General features: G+C 57.5%; 14 protein-coding genes. 4 read left to right on the top strand and 10 right to left on the bottom strand.

The annotated features are described in order from the left end of the window. Positions 1-3 precede the first annotated feature (3 nt). The 6 genes from DSM3645_RS09125 to folE2 all read right to left on the bottom strand — a co-directional run bounded on the left by DSM3645_RS09125 (position 4) and on the right by folE2 (position 5,715). Entirely contained in the window at positions 4-1,860 is a 1,857-nt protein-coding gene (locus DSM3645_RS09125) for a response regulator (protein ID WP_002651836.1), read from the bottom strand. Positions 1,861-2,070: 210 nt separating this feature from the next. After that, positions 2,071-2,616, bottom strand: a complete 546-nt coding sequence (mog, locus tag DSM3645_RS09115; protein WP_002651835.1) for a molybdopterin adenylyltransferase — start codon at positions 2,614-2,616, stop codon at positions 2,071-2,073. Between the two features lie 19 nt (positions 2,617-2,635). After that, positions 2,636-3,115 (bottom strand): 6-pyruvoyl trahydropterin synthase family protein, encoded by a 480-nt coding sequence (locus DSM3645_RS09110; protein ID WP_040351721.1) that lies wholly within the window; start codon positions 3,113-3,115, stop codon positions 2,636-2,638. A gap of 28 nt (positions 3,116-3,143) precedes the next feature. Beyond that, entirely contained in the window at positions 3,144-4,370 is a 1,227-nt protein-coding gene (locus DSM3645_RS31625) for a prepilin peptidase (protein WP_315849854.1), read from the bottom strand. Between the two features lie 7 nt (positions 4,371-4,377). Then, positions 4,378-4,728 carry a nucleotide pyrophosphohydrolase gene (locus DSM3645_RS09100; RefSeq protein WP_002651832.1) on the bottom strand — a complete coding sequence of 117 codons (351 nt, stop codon included), beginning with the start codon at positions 4,726-4,728 and terminating at the stop codon, positions 4,378-4,380. A gap of 54 nt (positions 4,729-4,782) precedes the next feature. Continuing rightward, the gene (gene folE2, locus DSM3645_RS09095; RefSeq protein WP_202594931.1) at positions 4,783-5,715 is read right to left on the bottom strand and encodes a GTP cyclohydrolase FolE2; all 933 of its coding nucleotides are present in this window, start codon (positions 5,713-5,715) and stop codon (positions 4,783-4,785) included. A gap of 409 nt (positions 5,716-6,124) precedes the next feature. Between folE2 and hemB the strand changes: the two genes are divergently transcribed. From hemB to DSM3645_RS27975, 4 genes are all read left to right on the top strand, one after another. Continuing rightward, complete coding sequence (hemB, locus tag DSM3645_RS09090; protein WP_002651830.1) at positions 6,125-7,123, top strand: porphobilinogen synthase; 999 nt, start codon at positions 6,125-6,127, stop codon at positions 7,121-7,123. Positions 7,124-7,227: 104 nt separating this feature from the next. Then, positions 7,228-8,127 (top strand): EboA domain-containing protein, encoded by a 900-nt coding sequence (locus DSM3645_RS09085; protein ID WP_002651829.1) that lies wholly within the window; start codon positions 7,228-7,230, stop codon positions 8,125-8,127. Positions 8,128-8,142: 15 nt separating this feature from the next. After that, positions 8,143-9,051 (top strand): TatD family hydrolase, encoded by a 909-nt coding sequence (locus tag DSM3645_RS09080; RefSeq protein ID WP_002651828.1) that lies wholly within the window; start codon positions 8,143-8,145, stop codon positions 9,049-9,051. Between the two features lie 140 nt (positions 9,052-9,191). Next, on the top strand, positions 9,192-9,698 hold the full coding sequence (locus tag DSM3645_RS27975; protein ID WP_002651826.1) for a DUF1569 domain-containing protein: 507 nt from the start codon (positions 9,192-9,194) through the stop codon (positions 9,696-9,698). 10 nt (positions 9,699-9,708) lie between these two features. On the opposite strand, the gene DSM3645_RS09070 is transcribed toward DSM3645_RS27975, so the two are convergent. The 4 genes from DSM3645_RS09070 to DSM3645_RS09055 are packed head-to-tail and all read right to left on the bottom strand — an operon-like array spanning position 9,709 to position 16,467. Next, positions 9,709-10,914 (bottom strand): NPCBM/NEW2 domain-containing protein, encoded by a 1,206-nt coding sequence (locus tag DSM3645_RS09070; protein WP_002651825.1) that lies wholly within the window; start codon positions 10,912-10,914, stop codon positions 9,709-9,711. Between the two features lie 6 nt (positions 10,915-10,920). After that, positions 10,921-11,982 carry a prenyltransferase/squalene oxidase repeat-containing protein gene (locus DSM3645_RS09065; RefSeq protein WP_002651824.1) on the bottom strand — a complete coding sequence of 354 codons (1,062 nt, stop codon included), beginning with the start codon at positions 11,980-11,982 and terminating at the stop codon, positions 10,921-10,923. Positions 11,983-12,031: 49 nt separating this feature from the next. Continuing rightward, entirely contained in the window at positions 12,032-12,850 is an 819-nt protein-coding gene (locus DSM3645_RS30425; protein ID WP_237564785.1) for a hypothetical protein, read from the bottom strand. Next, entirely contained in the window at positions 12,847-16,467 is a 3,621-nt protein-coding gene (locus DSM3645_RS09055; RefSeq protein WP_002651822.1) for a hypothetical protein, read from the bottom strand. The genes DSM3645_RS30425 and DSM3645_RS09055 overlap by 4 nt, the downstream gene beginning before the upstream one ends. Between the last annotated feature and the right edge of the window lie 36 nt (positions 16,468-16,503).

Here is a 16,503-nt window from a genome sequence, read left to right as displayed (position 1 = left end):
GCGCTAGTCGGCGACAGATTCAGCACTCGTCGGCGTCGCCGATTTCGGGGTTGACTGCAGATAACCGGCGATCGTTTCCAGCAATAGGCGGCGATCGATCGGCTTGGTCAGATAATCATCGACGCCGGCGTCCATGCAACGCTGTCGATCATCGCTCATCGCGTGCGCCGTCAGGGCGATGATCGGCGTACGGATCGCTTCCCTACGCAGCGTACGGGTCGCTTGGTAGCCGTCCATAATCGGCATTTGCATGTCCATCAAGATCAGATCAAACGGGACTTCTTGGTTGCGCGCCGTCAGCGTCATATCAACGCCGTCACGTCCGTCGTTGGCGATCGCCACTTCGGCGCCGGCTTTCTCGAGGATCAAGCGAAGCAAACGCTGATTGTCTGGCCCATCCTCCACCAGCAAAATGCGTCCGCACAAGGCGAACTTCTTCGCCGGTACGCTGCTGACGCTCACCGGAACCCAATTGAAATCGTCGGCACAGTTGCTGATTTTGACATTCGACAAATCGCCGGTCGCGATCGTGAAGTGGAAATAGCTGCCATGTCCCAAGCTGCTTTCGCAACGCATCGATCCGCCCAATAGTTCGGTCAATCGAATGCTGATCGACAAGCCAAGCCCCGTGCCGCCGTATCGGCGGCTCATCGAATTGTTGGCTTGTTCAAACGGTACGAAGACACGTCGCAGCTCATCTTCCGTCATGCCGATACCCGAGTCGACCACTTCAAACTCTAAGCGGGGATTGTCGGAGCCGATGTCGATCAATTTCGTCCGGAGCGATACCGTACCCTTGTCGGTAAACTTGATCGCATTGCCGATCAAGTTGATCAAGATTTGTCGTAACCGAGTCACGTCGGTCACAATGGTCTCTGGCAACGGTCCGCAAAACTCGTTTTCTAGTCGCAACCCTTTTTGCGAAGCGCGCAAATGCATCAGCGCCAAGACGTCCGATACGATCCGCACCGGCGAAGCAGGCTGCATGTATACGTCCAGCTTGCCGGCTTCGATCTTGCTCAGATCCAAGACGTCGTTGATAACTTGCAGCAAGTGATGTCCGTTACGCAAGATAGTGTCGAGGGCAAATACTCGCTCTTTTGGCGCTCGTTCGATCTCACCGGTTTCTCGTAACTCTTCAGCATAGCCGATGATCGCCGTCATCGGCGTGCGTATCTCATGGCTCATATTCGCGAGGAACTCGCTCTTCGAGCGATTCGCCGCTTCCGCCGCGCGACTCGCTTCCACCAGCTGTTCGTTCGTCAATTTCAATTCTGTCGCCGCTTTGATCAAATCGGCGGTACGTTGCTCCACCAATTGATTGAGCTGATCCATTCGCATGCGGGCTTGCTGCGTCAGTTGCCATTTCCGCGTCAACGCAATCGCCAACTGACGCGCTTCGATCACGTCAAACGGCTTTTTCAAGATCACCAGTTGGTCGGTTTCGCCCAACTCTTGCAGCAGCGATTCCCACGAGTGATCCGAGTAGGCCGTGCAAATGACGACCTGAAGATCGGGATGGGCTCGCCAGATCTGTTTCACAGTTTCCAGCCCGTCCCAACCCGGCGGCATTCGCATATCGACAAAAGCCAGCGCAAACGGAAATCCACTTCGCTCGGCTGCAGCAACCTTCTCAAGCCCTTCTTCTCCCTGGAAGGCCGACTCGATTTCGAAGCCAAAATCAAGTTCGGTTGGCTCCAGCGTCTCTTCTTCGAACAAGAGCGCCTTGATATCGCTTGGTGCGACGTTCAGGTTGGTTGGTCCGGCGAGAATGCGACGAAAGTCGTCATGAATCGCCTTGTTATCGTCGATCACCAAAACGCGACGATTGATCTTGTTCTCGAATTTTGCGTCTACCACTGCGCATGCCCCCATGCAGAAACTGCCCCGAAGCGATCGTTTGCCAGCAATTGCTGCTCGCAGCGTATCGCAACTTTTCCGCAGCAACGTCAGATACGTCGCTTGGATAGTCTACGACGCGTCGCGTACCGGGAGTCGAGTTGCGCATGGCCGCACCCACCAAAACAGTGGCGGTGAACTGGTGACGCCGATTTTGACGAAAATGCACGATCACTTTTTCTTCGCAGGCCGAAATGCCAGAACGCGGGTGGGATCCGTTGTGAGATAAGGGCCTTCCAAAAGATCAAGACAATAAGGAATCGCCGGAAATACTGCATCCAGACACTCGGCGATCGCCTTCGGCTGCCCCGGTAAATTGAGGAGCAACGATTGTCCGCGAATTCCGGCCGTTTGGCGAGAGAGAATCGCCGTCGGCACTTTCTCCAAAGAGACCTTGCGCATCAGTTCGCCAAAGCCAGGCATCAGCTTGTCGCAAACCGCTTCGGTCGCTTCAGGAGTCACATCACGCAACGCCGGACCAGTACCGCCGGTCGTAATCACCAAGCAGCAATGCTCTTCATCGCAAAGCTGCCGCAACGTTTGCTCGATCCCGGCGCGATCATCCGGGATCACGCGCGGCGCCGCGATCCAATCGGATGTCAGGATCTCGCTCAGGTAGGCCTGAATCGCTGGGCCGCCGCGATCCTCGTACTCACCGCGACTAGCGCGATCCGAGACCGTGACAACGCCGATCTTGGCTGGCGACTGTGCGTTCATACTGTTGACCTATCGGCATTTAGTCCACGGTGACCGAACTGAGCGAAGCCGACGACGTCTCGCCTACTTCGCCGCTGAGACGAGCTTCGGCGAACGCTTCTTCCGTCTCCCAGATCACAACCTTCACCGGGCGCACGTTCGATTGATCGAGCAACTCAGGACAAACATAATCCAGCAGATAGCGAGCCATGTTCTCGGCGGTCGGATTGTAGGGCATCACGAAATACTTGCACGGCACGACTTGCTTAATCGCATTGATGCCGTTCTCATCCTGTTCGCTGAGCAAGAATCCATGATCCCAATGTTCGTCCAGCCAACCCTTGAACTTCGCCTTCAGGTCGGCGAAATCAATCACGCGACCGACGTCGTCCACTTCGTCAGCGGTGACGTAAAAGTCAGCGACGTAGTTATGGCCATGAAAGAATTCGCACTTGCCGCCGTGCTTGTACAAGCGGTGACCCGCGCAAAACTTGATGCGCCGCATAATAACCAGGCTCATCTTTCCATCTCCCTCAAAACTCAATTGCTTATGAAATGAATTCTACCGGTTCGGTTCGCGGAGGCGAAACCGGTTCTTGATTTTGAAATCGACGCCGATCGGCGCCTTGAGGGCGTTTGGCGACCGCCAACAACGCCCCACCCAGCAGCAACAGCGGAACGACCACGCACAAGCTGGCGACCGACCAGGCTTCGCCTGGCAGCCAAACTTGCTCGCTCCAAAATCCCCAAAAACAGATATAGCCGAGCGTGACCGCCGTCATCAGCAGTTCGAAAAATCCGCGGCGGACAAAACAACCTTGTCGCGATGCAAAGTAACTCGCCGCGCCATAGAGCGGCAAAATCAAAGCTGCGATCGTCACCACCGCTTGCCAGCCGAGAAACAGGCCGGTCATGCTGAGCATCGTCGGCAGCGCCCAGCCGCGGGACAAGTCATCCTCGGCCCGATTTTCCCAATACCGCACCGCCAGGCCCAGCAAAAGGCCGATCACTGTTCCGATCAACGCAGTTATCAGTTCGGTCAGTCGCGGCGAAGCATTCAAATCCCCAGCGGCAAGTGGATGAAGCCCCGGCCAAATCAGCGCAGCTCCAAAACCAACCAGCGCTGCCACCAGGATTGTCGAGCGGGGAATCCGCTGACGATCCCACGCAATCAACGCCCACGGCAACAGCCAACAAAAGAAGGCGGCGTGGTAAGCGTATAGTCGAATGATCGGCCAGCGCGTTTCAAACACGACACCGGCGAAACCGCGTCCGCTAGTGATGGCTCCGCCCGGCAAATTGCCGCCGCCTGTCAACAGTTCGGCAATCAGCAACACGACAAAGATCAATCCCATCGTCGTTTCGACCAAGGGATAGCGAGACGATATCGGCAGCCGACAGGCGCGACACCTTCCTCCCAGATTGATCCAACCGAGCACCGGCACATTGTCCAAGGCGCGAATCTTCGTGCAGCAGAATGGGCAGTTGGATGGTTTGTCGACCACCGATTTTCCGCGGGGCAAACGCCAAACAACCACATTCAAAAAGCTGCCGATCACGGCGCCAACGCTAAAAAACCAGCCAAAGCCAAACAACCCCATCATCCAGTCGCGCATGATCGCCAGCCGTTCTAGCCGGTCCATCGCTTCGCTCGGACGATTGGGGGCCGAACTTCGCACCAAAAATTCGATCACGGGCCACGCTATCAAAACCGTGACGAAAATCACGATCGCTGCGCCGACGATCTGTCGCAGGCGATTTTTTTTACGAGCCATGACCATTTCAACGCAACTTCGGATTATTGATGTGACGCTCCGAGTCGCGGCCTGTTTTTTTGGCCAGGTTCTTTTCGAGCGCGGCGGTCAAGTCGACCCCCGTTTGATTGGCGATGCAGATCAGCACAAACAGGACGTCGGCCAACTCGTCCGAAAGTTCACCGCGACGATCCCCTGCTTTAAAGCTTTGCTCACCGTAGGTTCGCGACATGATGCGCGACAGCTCTCCCACTTCTTCGACCAGTTGCGCCAAGTTTGTCAGTTCCGAAAAGTAGCGCACGCCGATCGTCCGAATCCACTCGTCCACTTCGGCCTGGGCCGATCGCAACGTGATGTCTGAGGATGCTTCGGACGTCATACGCTCTTCGCAATCTTTGGGGAGGCGACAAACAGAGGGACAGCAGCGGATCAACTAGGCGGTCAGTCCGCCGGGAACGCCCTTGGTGACGATCGCGACGGCGTCGTGCGGATGAAGACTCTCGAAGTGACTCGCTTGGATACGATAGTCGTGGATTCCTTCGAGCGAGTCGACGGCGTTTTTCAAACGTCGTGCGGCGTCTTCGCAGAACATCAGATTCTCGCCGTTCAGCCGCGCGAACTCTTGTTCGTCGGTTCGCTTGACGGCTGCCTGAACTGCGGTGTTCAGCGCACCTTCGGTGCAGGTAATTAGTTCATCGATCGGCAGGTCGTCGCGTTGACCGTCAAGTTCGATCGTAATATCGGCATGGCTGCGCTGGCTGTGCGGCACCGCCATCAAGGTTTCGTTCGAGCCGAGCCAATTCAAGACCGATGCAGTCGACAGCCAGTGATGTCCGAAGAATTGCTCTTCAAATTGCTGCTGCAACAGTTGACGCGCCAGCGCCGCCGAACAAGGACAAGCGCTGGAGTAAGTCAACCGAACATGAACCCGATAGGTCACTTTGCCGCCGCTCGACCAGGCTTCGATCTTGACCGGATAGCTGCGCCAAGCCGAATGATCGCTCAGCAGCGATTCGCGACGCACCATCAGCTCGTAGCTAAAGCGGAGATAGCTGGTCGCGCTGATGTCGCTGTGCGTTTCCAGGAACCGTTGCAAGATCGTTTCGATCTGGGCGCGACCAAACTCGTCGTCAAGCGAATCTTGAAGACAGAGGTAAAGCCGGGACATGTGGATCCCCTTGACCTCGGGATCGTCCAGACTGACATACGCGTCAACGCGAGCCGGCGTTCGAATCACGTCGCCGTTGGCGTCACGCAAGCGAATCGCGACTTCTATGCCGGACATCCCCACGCGATTCAGCTTGCCTTGCACGATGGGCGCCGCGTCGGCGGCGACATCGGGCAACATGCTTGTTCGCGTATCCAAGGAGAAAGGCCTGACCGCTGGCGCATCCACCAAGTTTGCAGAAGACGTATTGGACGAAGGGAGATCAGTCGACATAGATTTCTCAAATCGCAGGGGCGTAACACCAACGGGTTAGGGGTGCGCAGATTGATCCTGGATCTCTGGCCATAATCTAACCGCAGATTTGCGGAGCGCAATAACCCGTTCAACAGGTTAGATGCAACATGCCGCGAGAAGTTGCATGGGGAGCTAAATCAAATCCAGGGCCTATTTTAGCGATTTTTTAGCCGGCGTGCCGACTGGTTCCCCAATTCACCGAGATTCGCGAATTCCGGCTGTTACAATTAACCACGGAGCGGCGCCAAATCGACGCTGCTCCATCTCCTGTCATTGTACTCCACCGGTCGATCAGAAAAGTGGTGATCACCCCATGACGAGCCCTTTTGGACGCTTTCCCGAGACCCGCCTTCGCCGAAATCGCCGCCACGAATGGTCCCGACGGCTGGTTCGCGAGAACCAGCTGACCGTCAACGATCTGATTTGGCCTTTGTTTATTCAGCCCGGAAAGGGGCTCAGAACGCCGATTACATCCCTTCCCGGCGTCGATCGCTTGTCGATCGACCTGCTGGTCGAAGAGGTTGGCCAAGGCGTCGCGCTGGGAATACCCGTAATCGCGATCTTTCCGGCGACTCCTAGTGAGCTAAAAACGGCCGAAGCCGAAGAAGCGATCAACCCGGACAATTTGGTATGTCAGGCAGTTCGAGCGATCAAACAGGCCCATCCGGGGATCGGCATCCTCTGCGATGTGGCGCTCGATCCCTATTCGAGCCATGGTCACGATGGACTAGTCCGTGATGGGTACGTGGTCAATGACGAGACGGTCGAACTGCTCTGCAAGCAATCAGTCGTCCAGGCCGAGGCCGGCTGCGACATTATCGCTCCTAGCGACATGATGGATGGCCGCATCGGCGCCATCCGGCGTGCGTTGGACGCAGCAGGCTACGAGAACGTCCAGATCATGGCCTACGCCGCCAAGTACGCGTCGGCGTTTTATGGGCCCTTTCGCGAAGCGGTCGGCTCATCCGGCAACTTGGCCGGCGGCGACAAGAAGACTTATCAGATGGATCCGGCGAATACCGACGAAGCGATCCGCGAAGTGGCGCTCGACCTGGCCGAAGGCGCCGACATGGTGATGGTCAAACCGGGGATGCCGTATCTCGATATCGTGCATCGCATTAAGACAGAGTTCGGCGCTCCCACCTTCGCCTATCAAGTCAGCGGCGAATACGCGATGCTGGCGGCCGCCGCGGCGAACGGTTGGCTCGATCGCGACAAGACCATGCTGGAAAGTCTGCTGGCCTTCAAGCGTGCCGGCGCCGATGGAGTATTGACCTATTTCGCCAAAGAGGCGGCCCGGCTGCTCAGTTAGCCGCTCCCTACGGCGACGAAACGGGGCTCACGTTCTTGCAGCGGTCGAGCCGAAGACTTAGGCTAAACTAGTTAGCAATAGACGGCTATTAAAGGCAAATTACCTTGCTTTTCGAAAATCGAGACAAAACGCCCCCTACCCCCGCCAAGCTGTTGCGCGGTTGGCTCGAGCCGATCGTCGCTGACGCTCCCCTGGCCTGGCTGGACGATCGAATCGCGGCGGTCGCGGCAGGTGATGAATCTGCACTTTATCTGGGGTTTGGCTTTGCACCGCGCAAAGTTGGCAAGCAACCGCTAGAGCTCTCGGCATTGCAGCTGAAATTGGCCCAAGAGGCCCGCAGCGGCTGGGATCCATCCCGCTGGAGCGTGGGTCAGGCGGCGAGAACCTTGCTACTGCTATCGATCCCGCACGAAGATCCAGAGCCCTACTTTGGGCGATTGGAAAAACTGTTCAATGCGGCCGAGTTGAACGAATCGGTCGCGTTGTTTCAGGCGCTGCCGCTTTTGCCGCATCCCGAACTGCTCGTGGACCGCGCGATCGACGGACTACGAACCAACGTCAAGTTTATTTTTGCAGCAATCGCTCATCACAATCCGTTTCCGGAAGAAAACTTCTCGGAAGCGGCCTGGAATCAAATGGTCCTGAAAGCGTTGTTCATCGGCGCCGAGTTGGACCCGATGGTCGGCATTGATCGCCGTGTGAATCGAGCGCTGGCCGAAATGCTGATTGACTACGCTCACGAACGGCGCGCCGCCGCACGTCCGATTCCGGCCGAGTTATGGCGGATGGTCGGTCCGTTCGCCGATGAAACGGCGATGGAAGATATGGCGGCGATCTTCGCGTCGGGGACCGAAGTCGAGCAGGCGGCGATTGCACTTGCGCTTGCCGCCAGCGCCACCGATGAAGCCGATAATATCTTGCGCACCAGACCGCAAGTCGCGTCGCAATTGAATCAAGGTAAGCTCACCTGGAGCGGCGTTTGCGCCGCCGCGTACGCGAATTAATCAAAAGGGAACAGCATGCGTTACATCGACCCACACATTCACTGCTCGTCGCGTACGACCGATGACTACGAGCGAATGGCCGAAGCCGGCATCGTCGCCGTGATTGAGCCTGCGTTCTGGCTGGGTCAGCCGCGCAGCAACGCCGGCTCGTACCATGACTACTTTTCGAGCCTGGTCGGGTTCGAGCGTTTTCGAGCCGCGCAGTTTGGCATCAAACATTATTGCACGATCGGCTTGAACGCCAAAGAAGCGAACAACGAGCGGTTGGCCGAGGAAGTGCTCGACATGCTGCCGTTGTTTCTCGCCAAAGAGAACGTGGTCGCGGTGGGCGAAATCGGCTTTGACGATATGACCGCCGCCGAAGAACGAGCGCTCCGCGTTCAATTAGATCTGGCGAAAGAACTGGACCTGCCGGTGATGATTCATACGCCCCACCGCAACAAAAAGCGGGGGACCTATCGCAGTATGGATATCATCGAAGAGCATGGAGTCGCGCCGCATATGGTGGTGATCGACCATAACAATGAGGAAACGGCCAAAGAGGTCCTCGATCGCGGCTATTGGGCGGCGTTCACCATCTATCCCAAAACGAAGATGGGGAACCAACGGATGGTCGAGATCGTCAAACAATATGGATCGGATCGGATCATCGTTGACTCCTCCGCCGATTGGGGCATATCCGACCCTCTCGCCGTGACTAAAACAGCAAGTTTGATGCTTAGTCAGGGTATCGCCGACGAAGATGTTCAGCTAACTTGTTATAAGAACGCCATCGACGCCTATAATCAAAGTGGACAATTCAACGAGGCGGACTGGCTGGAACCCACACCCATCGATGAGCAAAAACTGTTTGAAGGGAATAGCGTTCTGCGGGGTCAACGCCCTGACTCGCCCCCCTCTCAAGAGAATGAAATAATCTCTTAGCGAACCGGAACTCGCGAAGAGAATCGACAATTCGAGATACGAGAAGAGGCCGATGCCGCACTAGTGCGACATCGGCCTTTTTTTTGGTTTTTTAGCACTAAATGATCGCGCGCGGGTCCTTAAGAAAAGGATGGGGGAGCATGATTGTGAGAAAAAGCGGAAGTGACGACGTCGGGACGACGAAACGTCGCGAAGTAGTCTTTGAGAACTTGGCGGATGTAGTGGACGAGTGTCGCCGACTGACCGTTGTCGGATATCACCATGTCGGCCAATGGAACCTGGGTCAAATTTGTCAGCATCTCGCCGCCGGCATGAATCAATCGGTCGACGGGTTTGAAGATCCGCCGCCGTTTTGGATGCCGATCGCCAAACCGTTGATCCGCATGTTGGTGCTGCCGACAATTCTGAAGGGAGGCGTCATCAAAATGAAGGCCACCGCCCCCAAGTCAACGCTGCCATCCGCCAATGCCGACGATGAAATCCGCTTGGCCGAGCTCGAAGAAGCCATCGCTAGGATCAGTGATGAGAACGTTGAGTTCGTCGAGTCGCCGATATTTGGCAAGCTGACAACCGATCAGTGGCGCAAGTTCCATCTCTGGCACTGCCAGCATCACATGAGCTTTCTGATCCCGGCCAACAAGCGCTGAGCAGACTCCTCTATTTCTCAAAGCGGGCCGACAACCAATCGGCCCGATCTTTCACATCTCCGCGATCTGCGAAATCAACCACCAATGCGATCGCGGTCGCACCGGCCAGAGGCACGTCGATCGGTTCTGGCGGCATGCCGCCGCGGATGATCTCGCTTTGATAGGCCGACTTCCAAGCGCCGTCCGCGCCAGACAGATAGACGCGAAAGCGAACGCTCCCTGCGTCCCCCGATGTTCCATCGACCGCGATCTCGGCCGCAAATCGCTGAAATCCTTGCGGTACAGGCGCAGCTAACCGCGAAGTGCTATGCACGCCCAGCCCTTTGCGATAGGCGACGCCGTTCACGCTTAGTTCGCCCCCCAGTACGTTTCGATCGCGTTGAAAGCTCCATTGCGTCGTCAGAAAGGAAACCTGCTTGTCCTGAAGCTGCGGCATGTCCGAAAGATACATGACCTGCTTCGACATCGGAGCAGCGTAAACCAGGTCGCGTTGCAAGCGAGCCCCCGGAATCGATTGCAGGACGACATCGCGGGCGACTTCGGCCGACATGCTCTTGGCGGAGAGCGTCAGCTTGCGAACCGGCAGCAGCGAGCCGTCGCTCGTTCCGATCCAGCTGTCCATCGACTCTCCTGAGTTGGGAGTCAGATTCGGAGCAAACAAAATCGCCGCAACCCGCGTCCGATCGACCCCCAGCGAATCAGTCGCGGTTTCTAGCTGAATGGATTCCGATTTGACAGAGGCAACGAGTCCCGAGATCACATCGCCGTTTTCGAGCAGCAACTGATCGTCGATGCCGGCATAGTCGTTGATCCGATCAAAGAGGGACTGTCGTTTTACGTCGTCGAGCGGAAGCCGCAAAGCGATGCCGCGAATGAGTCGTAGCGGCAGCTTCACTTCTTCAAACGCTTTGGTCGGAAACCCGACCAGCTCGCGTCGCGCCAGCGCGATGTCTTGCAGCACGATGCGCCCTCCTCCATGCAGCACGATCAGCGGCGTTTTCACCACGGCCGCCGGAGCCCCAAAGCGGATGATCTGCGAACTGGGGATGGTCTCCTTTTCGCCGTCGATGGCGAAAATCCACTGATCCCCATCGACCGCGGTGAGCTGTGCGTCGCGGCGAACTTGACCAAGCTCAAGCAGCGTCCGTTGGGCCAAGACCAACTGCGGAGCGGCGGCCAGGATGACCGCAAAAAAAGGTAGACAGAGACGAGACATGAGCGCCTATCGCTGGAAGATCGGCAAATAGTTGTTCGGCATTTGCAGCACGATGCAGGCCATCGCCGTTCCATATTCAGGACAAATAAAGTCAGGCCAATAGCCGCCGGCGGTCTGCCGACTGAGCAGATACTCGCGCACTACGGGATAGTATTGACGCCACAGCGCGTCGCCTGCATGCCAAAACGCTTGGGACGCGTAATATTGTCCATAGAAAAAATGGCTGTTGCTGCGGATCTCACGCGGGTTCTGGAGATTTTCGACCAGGTACTGCAATCCGCGTTCGACTTCTTCGCCCGAATAGATGCCGGCGCTGTTCATCGCGACGACTCCGGCGGCCGAACGGGGAAACGCGCTGGGCCCTCCGCTTTGCAACATGTACATGAATCCGCCGTCCGGATTTTGACTCCGCTTCACGTAGTCGACGCAACGATCGACCGTTTCATTCGGCACATAAATGCCTGCATTGCGCGCCGCGCGCAGGGCCATCATCTGACAAACGGTGACCGAGATGTCGGCGTCTTGCCGGACCGGTTCATACCGCCAGCCGCCTTCGATGTTTTGCGTATCGACGATCAACTTGATCGCATCAACCAACTTCTCGCGAACCGTCGAGTCGGACGACATGCCGTAAACTTCGGCTAGAAACAACGTCGCGAAACCATGACCATACATCGGACCATGCGTCGCAGCGCCGGGGATCGCGATAAAGCCTCCCTCTTGCGAATTCGCGAGAATATACTCGATGCAGTAGTCGATGCTTTGGCCGTACGGCCCCCGTCCCGGCGAACTGCCATGCGACATAAAGGCCATCCCCGACAACGCGACAACCGCCGTGTTGGCGCGATAGCCGTCAAATCCATACGCGCCGCGAGCGCGCCCATCTTTGATCTGGCGATCAGCCAGATAACGCAGACCAGCGTCGATTGCGGCGCGGGCTTCCGGCGTCACCATCTCCGCCGAGCGCGACAACTCGGGCTCGACCTGCGCAAGACAATGGCGCGCATTTAATGCGAGCGGCGCGGCGGCAAGCGCTGTCAGAAACTGTCGTCGGTTGGATCTCGTCATGACCTCTCCCTAGGATCGACGGCCAATTGGCGGTTCGAGAAGCTGCGGTTCATCGACCCTCTTGCTCCTGTTCCGCCAGACGACGGAAATACTCTTCCGTCAGGCGTTCGTATTTTGGCAGGAATTTTTCGACCGACGCATTCTGCAGTTGCTGTCGCACGCGTTCGGGCAATTGACCCCAGACTTCTTTAATCAACGCGCCGCGCGCTTCGAGCGGCAGCAGTTGGTATTCACGATCTTGCACTTGGTCGCTGCTGTCGGCGGCCTGCTCATTTTCACGCTGCTGCTGCGACATTTGCTCTTCGCCTTCGCCCTCTTGCGGCTGCGTCTGGGAACCGCCATTTTGCGGCGACTGCTGACCTTGCTGTTGTTGCGATTGCTGCTGCTGTTGTTGGTTTTGTTGCTGTTGCTGCTGCTGTTGTTGTTGATTCTGCTGTTGCTGTTGTTGCTGTTTCGCCTGATCGATCAAATCGTTCAACTGCTCGATGATCGAACGCTGCAACGCGAGCGTATTGTCCTCGGCCTGACCTTGTCCGATGCGATCTTGCACCGTTTGCATCTGTCGACCGATGTTGACCAGCGGATTCTCGGGGCCGAGTCCCAGATCTTCGCCGTCCACTTGGCCGCCAACGTCGGGCGCAGCGCCTGCGGCGGCGGGCTTTGCGGGATCTTTCTCACCAGCGGAAGATTGGTCTCCCGACTTTGGCGGCAGTGCGTCGGGAATTTCCAGTCCATCGAACAGATCGTCGCCGAGTCCTTCTAACAACTGTTGATCGAGCGTCGCCTGATCCGTCGCATCATCCGCGACGAGCGGCAACGCGATCGCGAGAAGCGTGCAAGTTGTGAGTATCGCTAAGATTCGCATCACAGTTTCTCTACCTCAGCGTTCGGATCGCTCGCGGGTTCGCCTGCCGACTCATCCTCTGCGTCGTCGATCTGAAAGAGATCTTCCTTGGCTGGCTCTGTTAATTCTAACGCCAATTCGGCCAGTTCGCCCTGCTCTTTCGCCAAGCGAGCCAATTCTATTTCCAGTTCGACAGAGGGGGGAGACTCTTGCTGCAACCGAGCGGCCGCCTGGGTGGTCAGTTCGTTCAGCCCTTGCTGCATCAGTTTCAACAGCTTGAGTTGGGCGATCTGGCTAATCCCATCTTGGTTACCCCCTGGTTGCGCTCCTTGTTGTTGGCCCGGTTGTTGCCCCTGGTCCTCCTCTTGCGGTTGATTCTCTTCCGCATCGCTTTCGTCGAGCGCCGCTAATAATTGCTCGAGCCGCATCGCGGATTGATCCGCGGTTCGCTGCGTCGAGTCGGACAAATCGCGCGCATCCAAACCGCGAGCCGTCTCCCGCATCAAATCCGCCGCAGTCGTTAATGACAAATGGAACACGGCGGCCTTAGAAATGGAACGCGCGAAATCTGCGGTTTCCCCCATCAGCCCTTTTTGCAACTGCGAAATCAACCGGATCGATTGAGTTTGAGCCTCTGTCGGAGCGCGATCGCCGACGATTTCGCGAAGCCGCTCGATCTCGCGGACGACCGTTTTCTGCTGAGTGACCATCGACTCGATCGATTGCCGCAGACGTTGCGATTGTTCTTCGGCGAGGTCTTTCTCGACCTGCTTTTGTTTTTCGGCCAGCTCTTGCTGCGCTTGCTCGAGATCGCGTTGCGCCTGATCCTGTTCTTCCAAGGCGGCGGCCGCATCATCGTTGTCGGCTTGCTCCGCCGCTTTTTGCAGCTTTTGCGCTGCGTCTCGCACCGCGTCGGCGGCTTTCTCGGCTCGCAGTCGCTCGAGCTTCCGCGCCAGTCTTTCCGCTTCGGCTTGCAGGTTCTCGGCTTCCGCCGCGAGTTGCTCTAATTGGCGACCACGCTCGCCGGCGTCAGGGTTCTTGGCCGCTTGCTTCAGTTTGTCTTCCAGCCCTTTTTGCTTGGCCTTCAATTCACGCAGCTCTTGCTCCGCTTCTTTCAATTTGTCCGCAAGCTGCTTCAAGCGGTTCTCGCGACGATTGTTCAAGATGTCGAGCATCTCGCCCAATTGTTGATCGACTTCCGTTTGGGCGGTCGCAGCTTCGCCGAGTTGATTTTGCGCCAGTTGGGCGCCTGCGGAGCGCATTTTTTGCGAGATCGATTCCTGCCGCTGCTGTTCGATCGCGTCTTTCAACGTTTCAGCCGCCGCCGGTTCGCTCGCGGCGAGCTGCTGCTCCATCTCCCGCATGCGCGATTGAATTCGATCCAGCTGATTCGCCAAGTCGGCCTGGTCGGTCGCCAAGCGTTTTCGTTCCGAACGTTCAGCCGGATCCAGCGACTCAGGCGTTTTACCAATCGTCGCCGCTTGTTCGGCCTGCGTTCGCTCTTGTAATTCTTGTTGACGTTCACGCAGCCCACGTAGATCGAGCGCGAAGCGACGATAGGTGTCCCATTGCGAGAGCCCGGCGATCATCTCTTCCAGCTGACGCTCGGCGTCACGCTGCTTCTCCACCGTTTCCGATAGTTTGCCGCGCATCTCGACTGCTTGAGCGGCGCGTTCGGCAGGCGAAGAGTTTTCCTCCAGCTCAATATCCCGTTTCGCTTCGCCCAACGTATTTTCGATGCTCGCCAATTCTCCCTTGGCCAATTGTTCGGTTCGCTCTTTGAGGGCCGCGAGCTGCTGTTGGGTATCGGCGTCGTCGATTCCGTTTTGCTCGATTTCCCGCTCGATCTTCTCAATCTGGGCGGTGACGCCAGACTGGGAATCCGAGATTTCGCGGCGCACGCGGCGCTGACGCAGCTCGGCGTTTTGCAGGCGTGAGCGATCCTGCGGGCCCAGCGGTTTCCCTTCGGCGGCGGCGATTTCGACCGCCGACGTTTCGCTGCGCGCTTCCGCTTGCGCTTGGGCCGCTTCCCCCAGTTGCGTGATCAAACGACGCTGCATCGCGACGATGCGCTCTTCCATCTGTTCCGGCGTGACGATCGAAATCCGCCGCGGCAGGCTGACTCCTTCTTGCGGTTTCCGGTCGTAGGCGACCAACGTCGCTTCGAGAACATCGCCTGGCTGAAGTCCTTCTAGTTTCGCCAACTGCCAATCATGCTGCAGCGAAACGGGAGGCAGTGGATTGGCGCTGATCGACGCAAGCGATGTCGCTCGCGCCGCATCCTCGGGCGCCTGCCATAACGGAACTTCGGTTGCGCCAGCGTCGGTCGCACGCAAGTTCATAAATCGCAATAGCACTCGCTCTAGCCCCAGATCATCTGAGCCTACAGCGGCGATGTCGATCTTGGCGGTTGGCGTTACAAATATGTTTTCTTCAGGTCTGCTCCAGACCAACTCGGGCGGCTTGTCGGAAACGGCGCGAGCTTGATAGCGATCTCTTTCGGTCCGCACCAATCCGCCGGCCGTTTCGACTTCTAGCCAATAGACGCCGGACGCGGTCAGCTCGAAAGGTTCGGCGGGATCACTCGCCAGCGAAAGCTGATCACTGCCGACGGCAAGCGAAATCGTGCGGCGCCCCGCGGAGCTTTCAAAGTAGAGCCGCGCTTTTTCGATCGGTTGATCGACCCGCCCTTGAAAATCGATTTGCGATCCTTGCAGCGCCAAGATGACGCGCGGCGACGCGACGCGCTCCCATTCAGCGTAGGCAGGCGGGGCGACCGTGACTTGAACGTCGACAATCTGCGGAGGATTGACCGCGCTGAGGGTGCGCCACTGCATCGCGTCGTCATCACCCCCGTAGGCGCGATAGCGCAAATCGGAAGTGACGTTCGATAACGTCCGTTTCATCAGCGATTTGGCGAAGTCGAATTCCATCGGCAGCGACTCGATTCGATCTCCTCGATCGACTTGCAAAGTGACTCCCTCTGGCAATTTTCCACCGCCGTCGATCACTTCCAGCGAAACGCTTTCTCCCACCGCGACGCTGCCGGGCGGATCAAGAAACTGCAACTGATGGACGCGCGGCCACTGCGCGTCGCTCCAAGGCGCCGCTAATCGGGTTATCGCGATCCGCGCATAGCGAGGCGCCGCGACAGCCAGAATGGATGTCAGAGCAATTGCCGCGATCGCAACGAGCGCCCCTTTTTTGTAGAGGTCGCGGTTGATCGCCGCGTCGAGATCGTAACTCTGCAGTTCCGCTTCGGTTTCGGCGACCACATTTCGCTGCAGCGCCAACGAACCGGTTGCGGCGCCGTTTTCGAGAAACTCGAGCGAGCTCGAAAGTCGATCGCGAAATTGAGGAAAGAACGCTTCGATCCGCTGCGCCGTCGCCAACAAATCAGGGCGCCAACTCCAGGCAGTTCGCAAAAAATAGATCGCCGCCGCCAGGCAACTTCCCCAGGCGGCGATCGAAAAGAAATAGCGAGTGCCTGGCTCTTCGCTATGAACCAGATAGTCAAGCAGCGCGACGCCGCCAACGACGCCCAGCAGCGCCGCGACGCACCAGAACAGCGCGCGCCAACGGACGATCCGCACGGCGCGGTTCCGGATGCGTTCTATCTGCGTAACGATCGGGTGCTTCATGTCTTATCTATGGTTTAACGAACTCCGCTTTCACTA

The organism is Blastopirellula marina DSM 3645, from assembly GCF_000153105.1.
Lineage (GTDB): Bacteria > Planctomycetota > Planctomycetia > Pirellulales > Pirellulaceae > Blastopirellula > Blastopirellula marina.
The sequence above is the reverse complement of the archived record's forward strand: the minus strand, read 5'-3'. Positions and strand labels throughout refer to the sequence as shown.

What these genes read in the sequence shown, in the direction of transcription:
- DSM3645_RS09070 (WP_002651825.1), bottom strand. Translation starts at nt 10,914, where the DNA reads ATGTCTCGTCTCTGTCTACCTTTTTTTGCGGTCATCCTGGCCGCCGCT.
- DSM3645_RS09080 (WP_002651828.1), top strand. Translation starts at nt 8,143, where the DNA reads ATGCGTTACATCGACCCACACATTCACTGCTCGTCGCGTACGACCGAT.
- DSM3645_RS09110 (WP_040351721.1), bottom strand. Translation starts at nt 3,115, where the DNA reads ATGAGCCTGGTTATTATGCGGCGCATCAAGTTTTGCGCGGGTCACCGC.
- hemB (WP_002651830.1), top strand. Translation starts at nt 6,125, where the DNA reads ATGACGAGCCCTTTTGGACGCTTTCCCGAGACCCGCCTTCGCCGAAAT.
- DSM3645_RS27975 (WP_002651826.1), top strand. Translation starts at nt 9,192, where the DNA reads ATGATTGTGAGAAAAAGCGGAAGTGACGACGTCGGGACGACGAAACGT.
- mog (WP_002651835.1), bottom strand. Translation starts at nt 2,616, where the DNA reads ATGAACGCACAGTCGCCAGCCAAGATCGGCGTTGTCACGGTCTCGGAT.
- DSM3645_RS09065 (WP_002651824.1), bottom strand. Translation starts at nt 11,982, where the DNA reads ATGACGAGATCCAACCGACGACAGTTTCTGACAGCGCTTGCCGCCGCG.
- DSM3645_RS09055 (WP_002651822.1), bottom strand. Translation starts at nt 16,467, where the DNA reads ATGAAGCACCCGATCGTTACGCAGATAGAACGCATCCGGAACCGCGCC.
- DSM3645_RS09100 (WP_002651832.1), bottom strand. Translation starts at nt 4,728, where the DNA reads ATGACGTCCGAAGCATCCTCAGACATCACGTTGCGATCGGCCCAGGCC.
- DSM3645_RS31625 (WP_315849854.1), bottom strand. Translation starts at nt 4,370, where the DNA reads ATGGCTCGTAAAAAAAATCGCCTGCGACAGATCGTCGGCGCAGCGATC.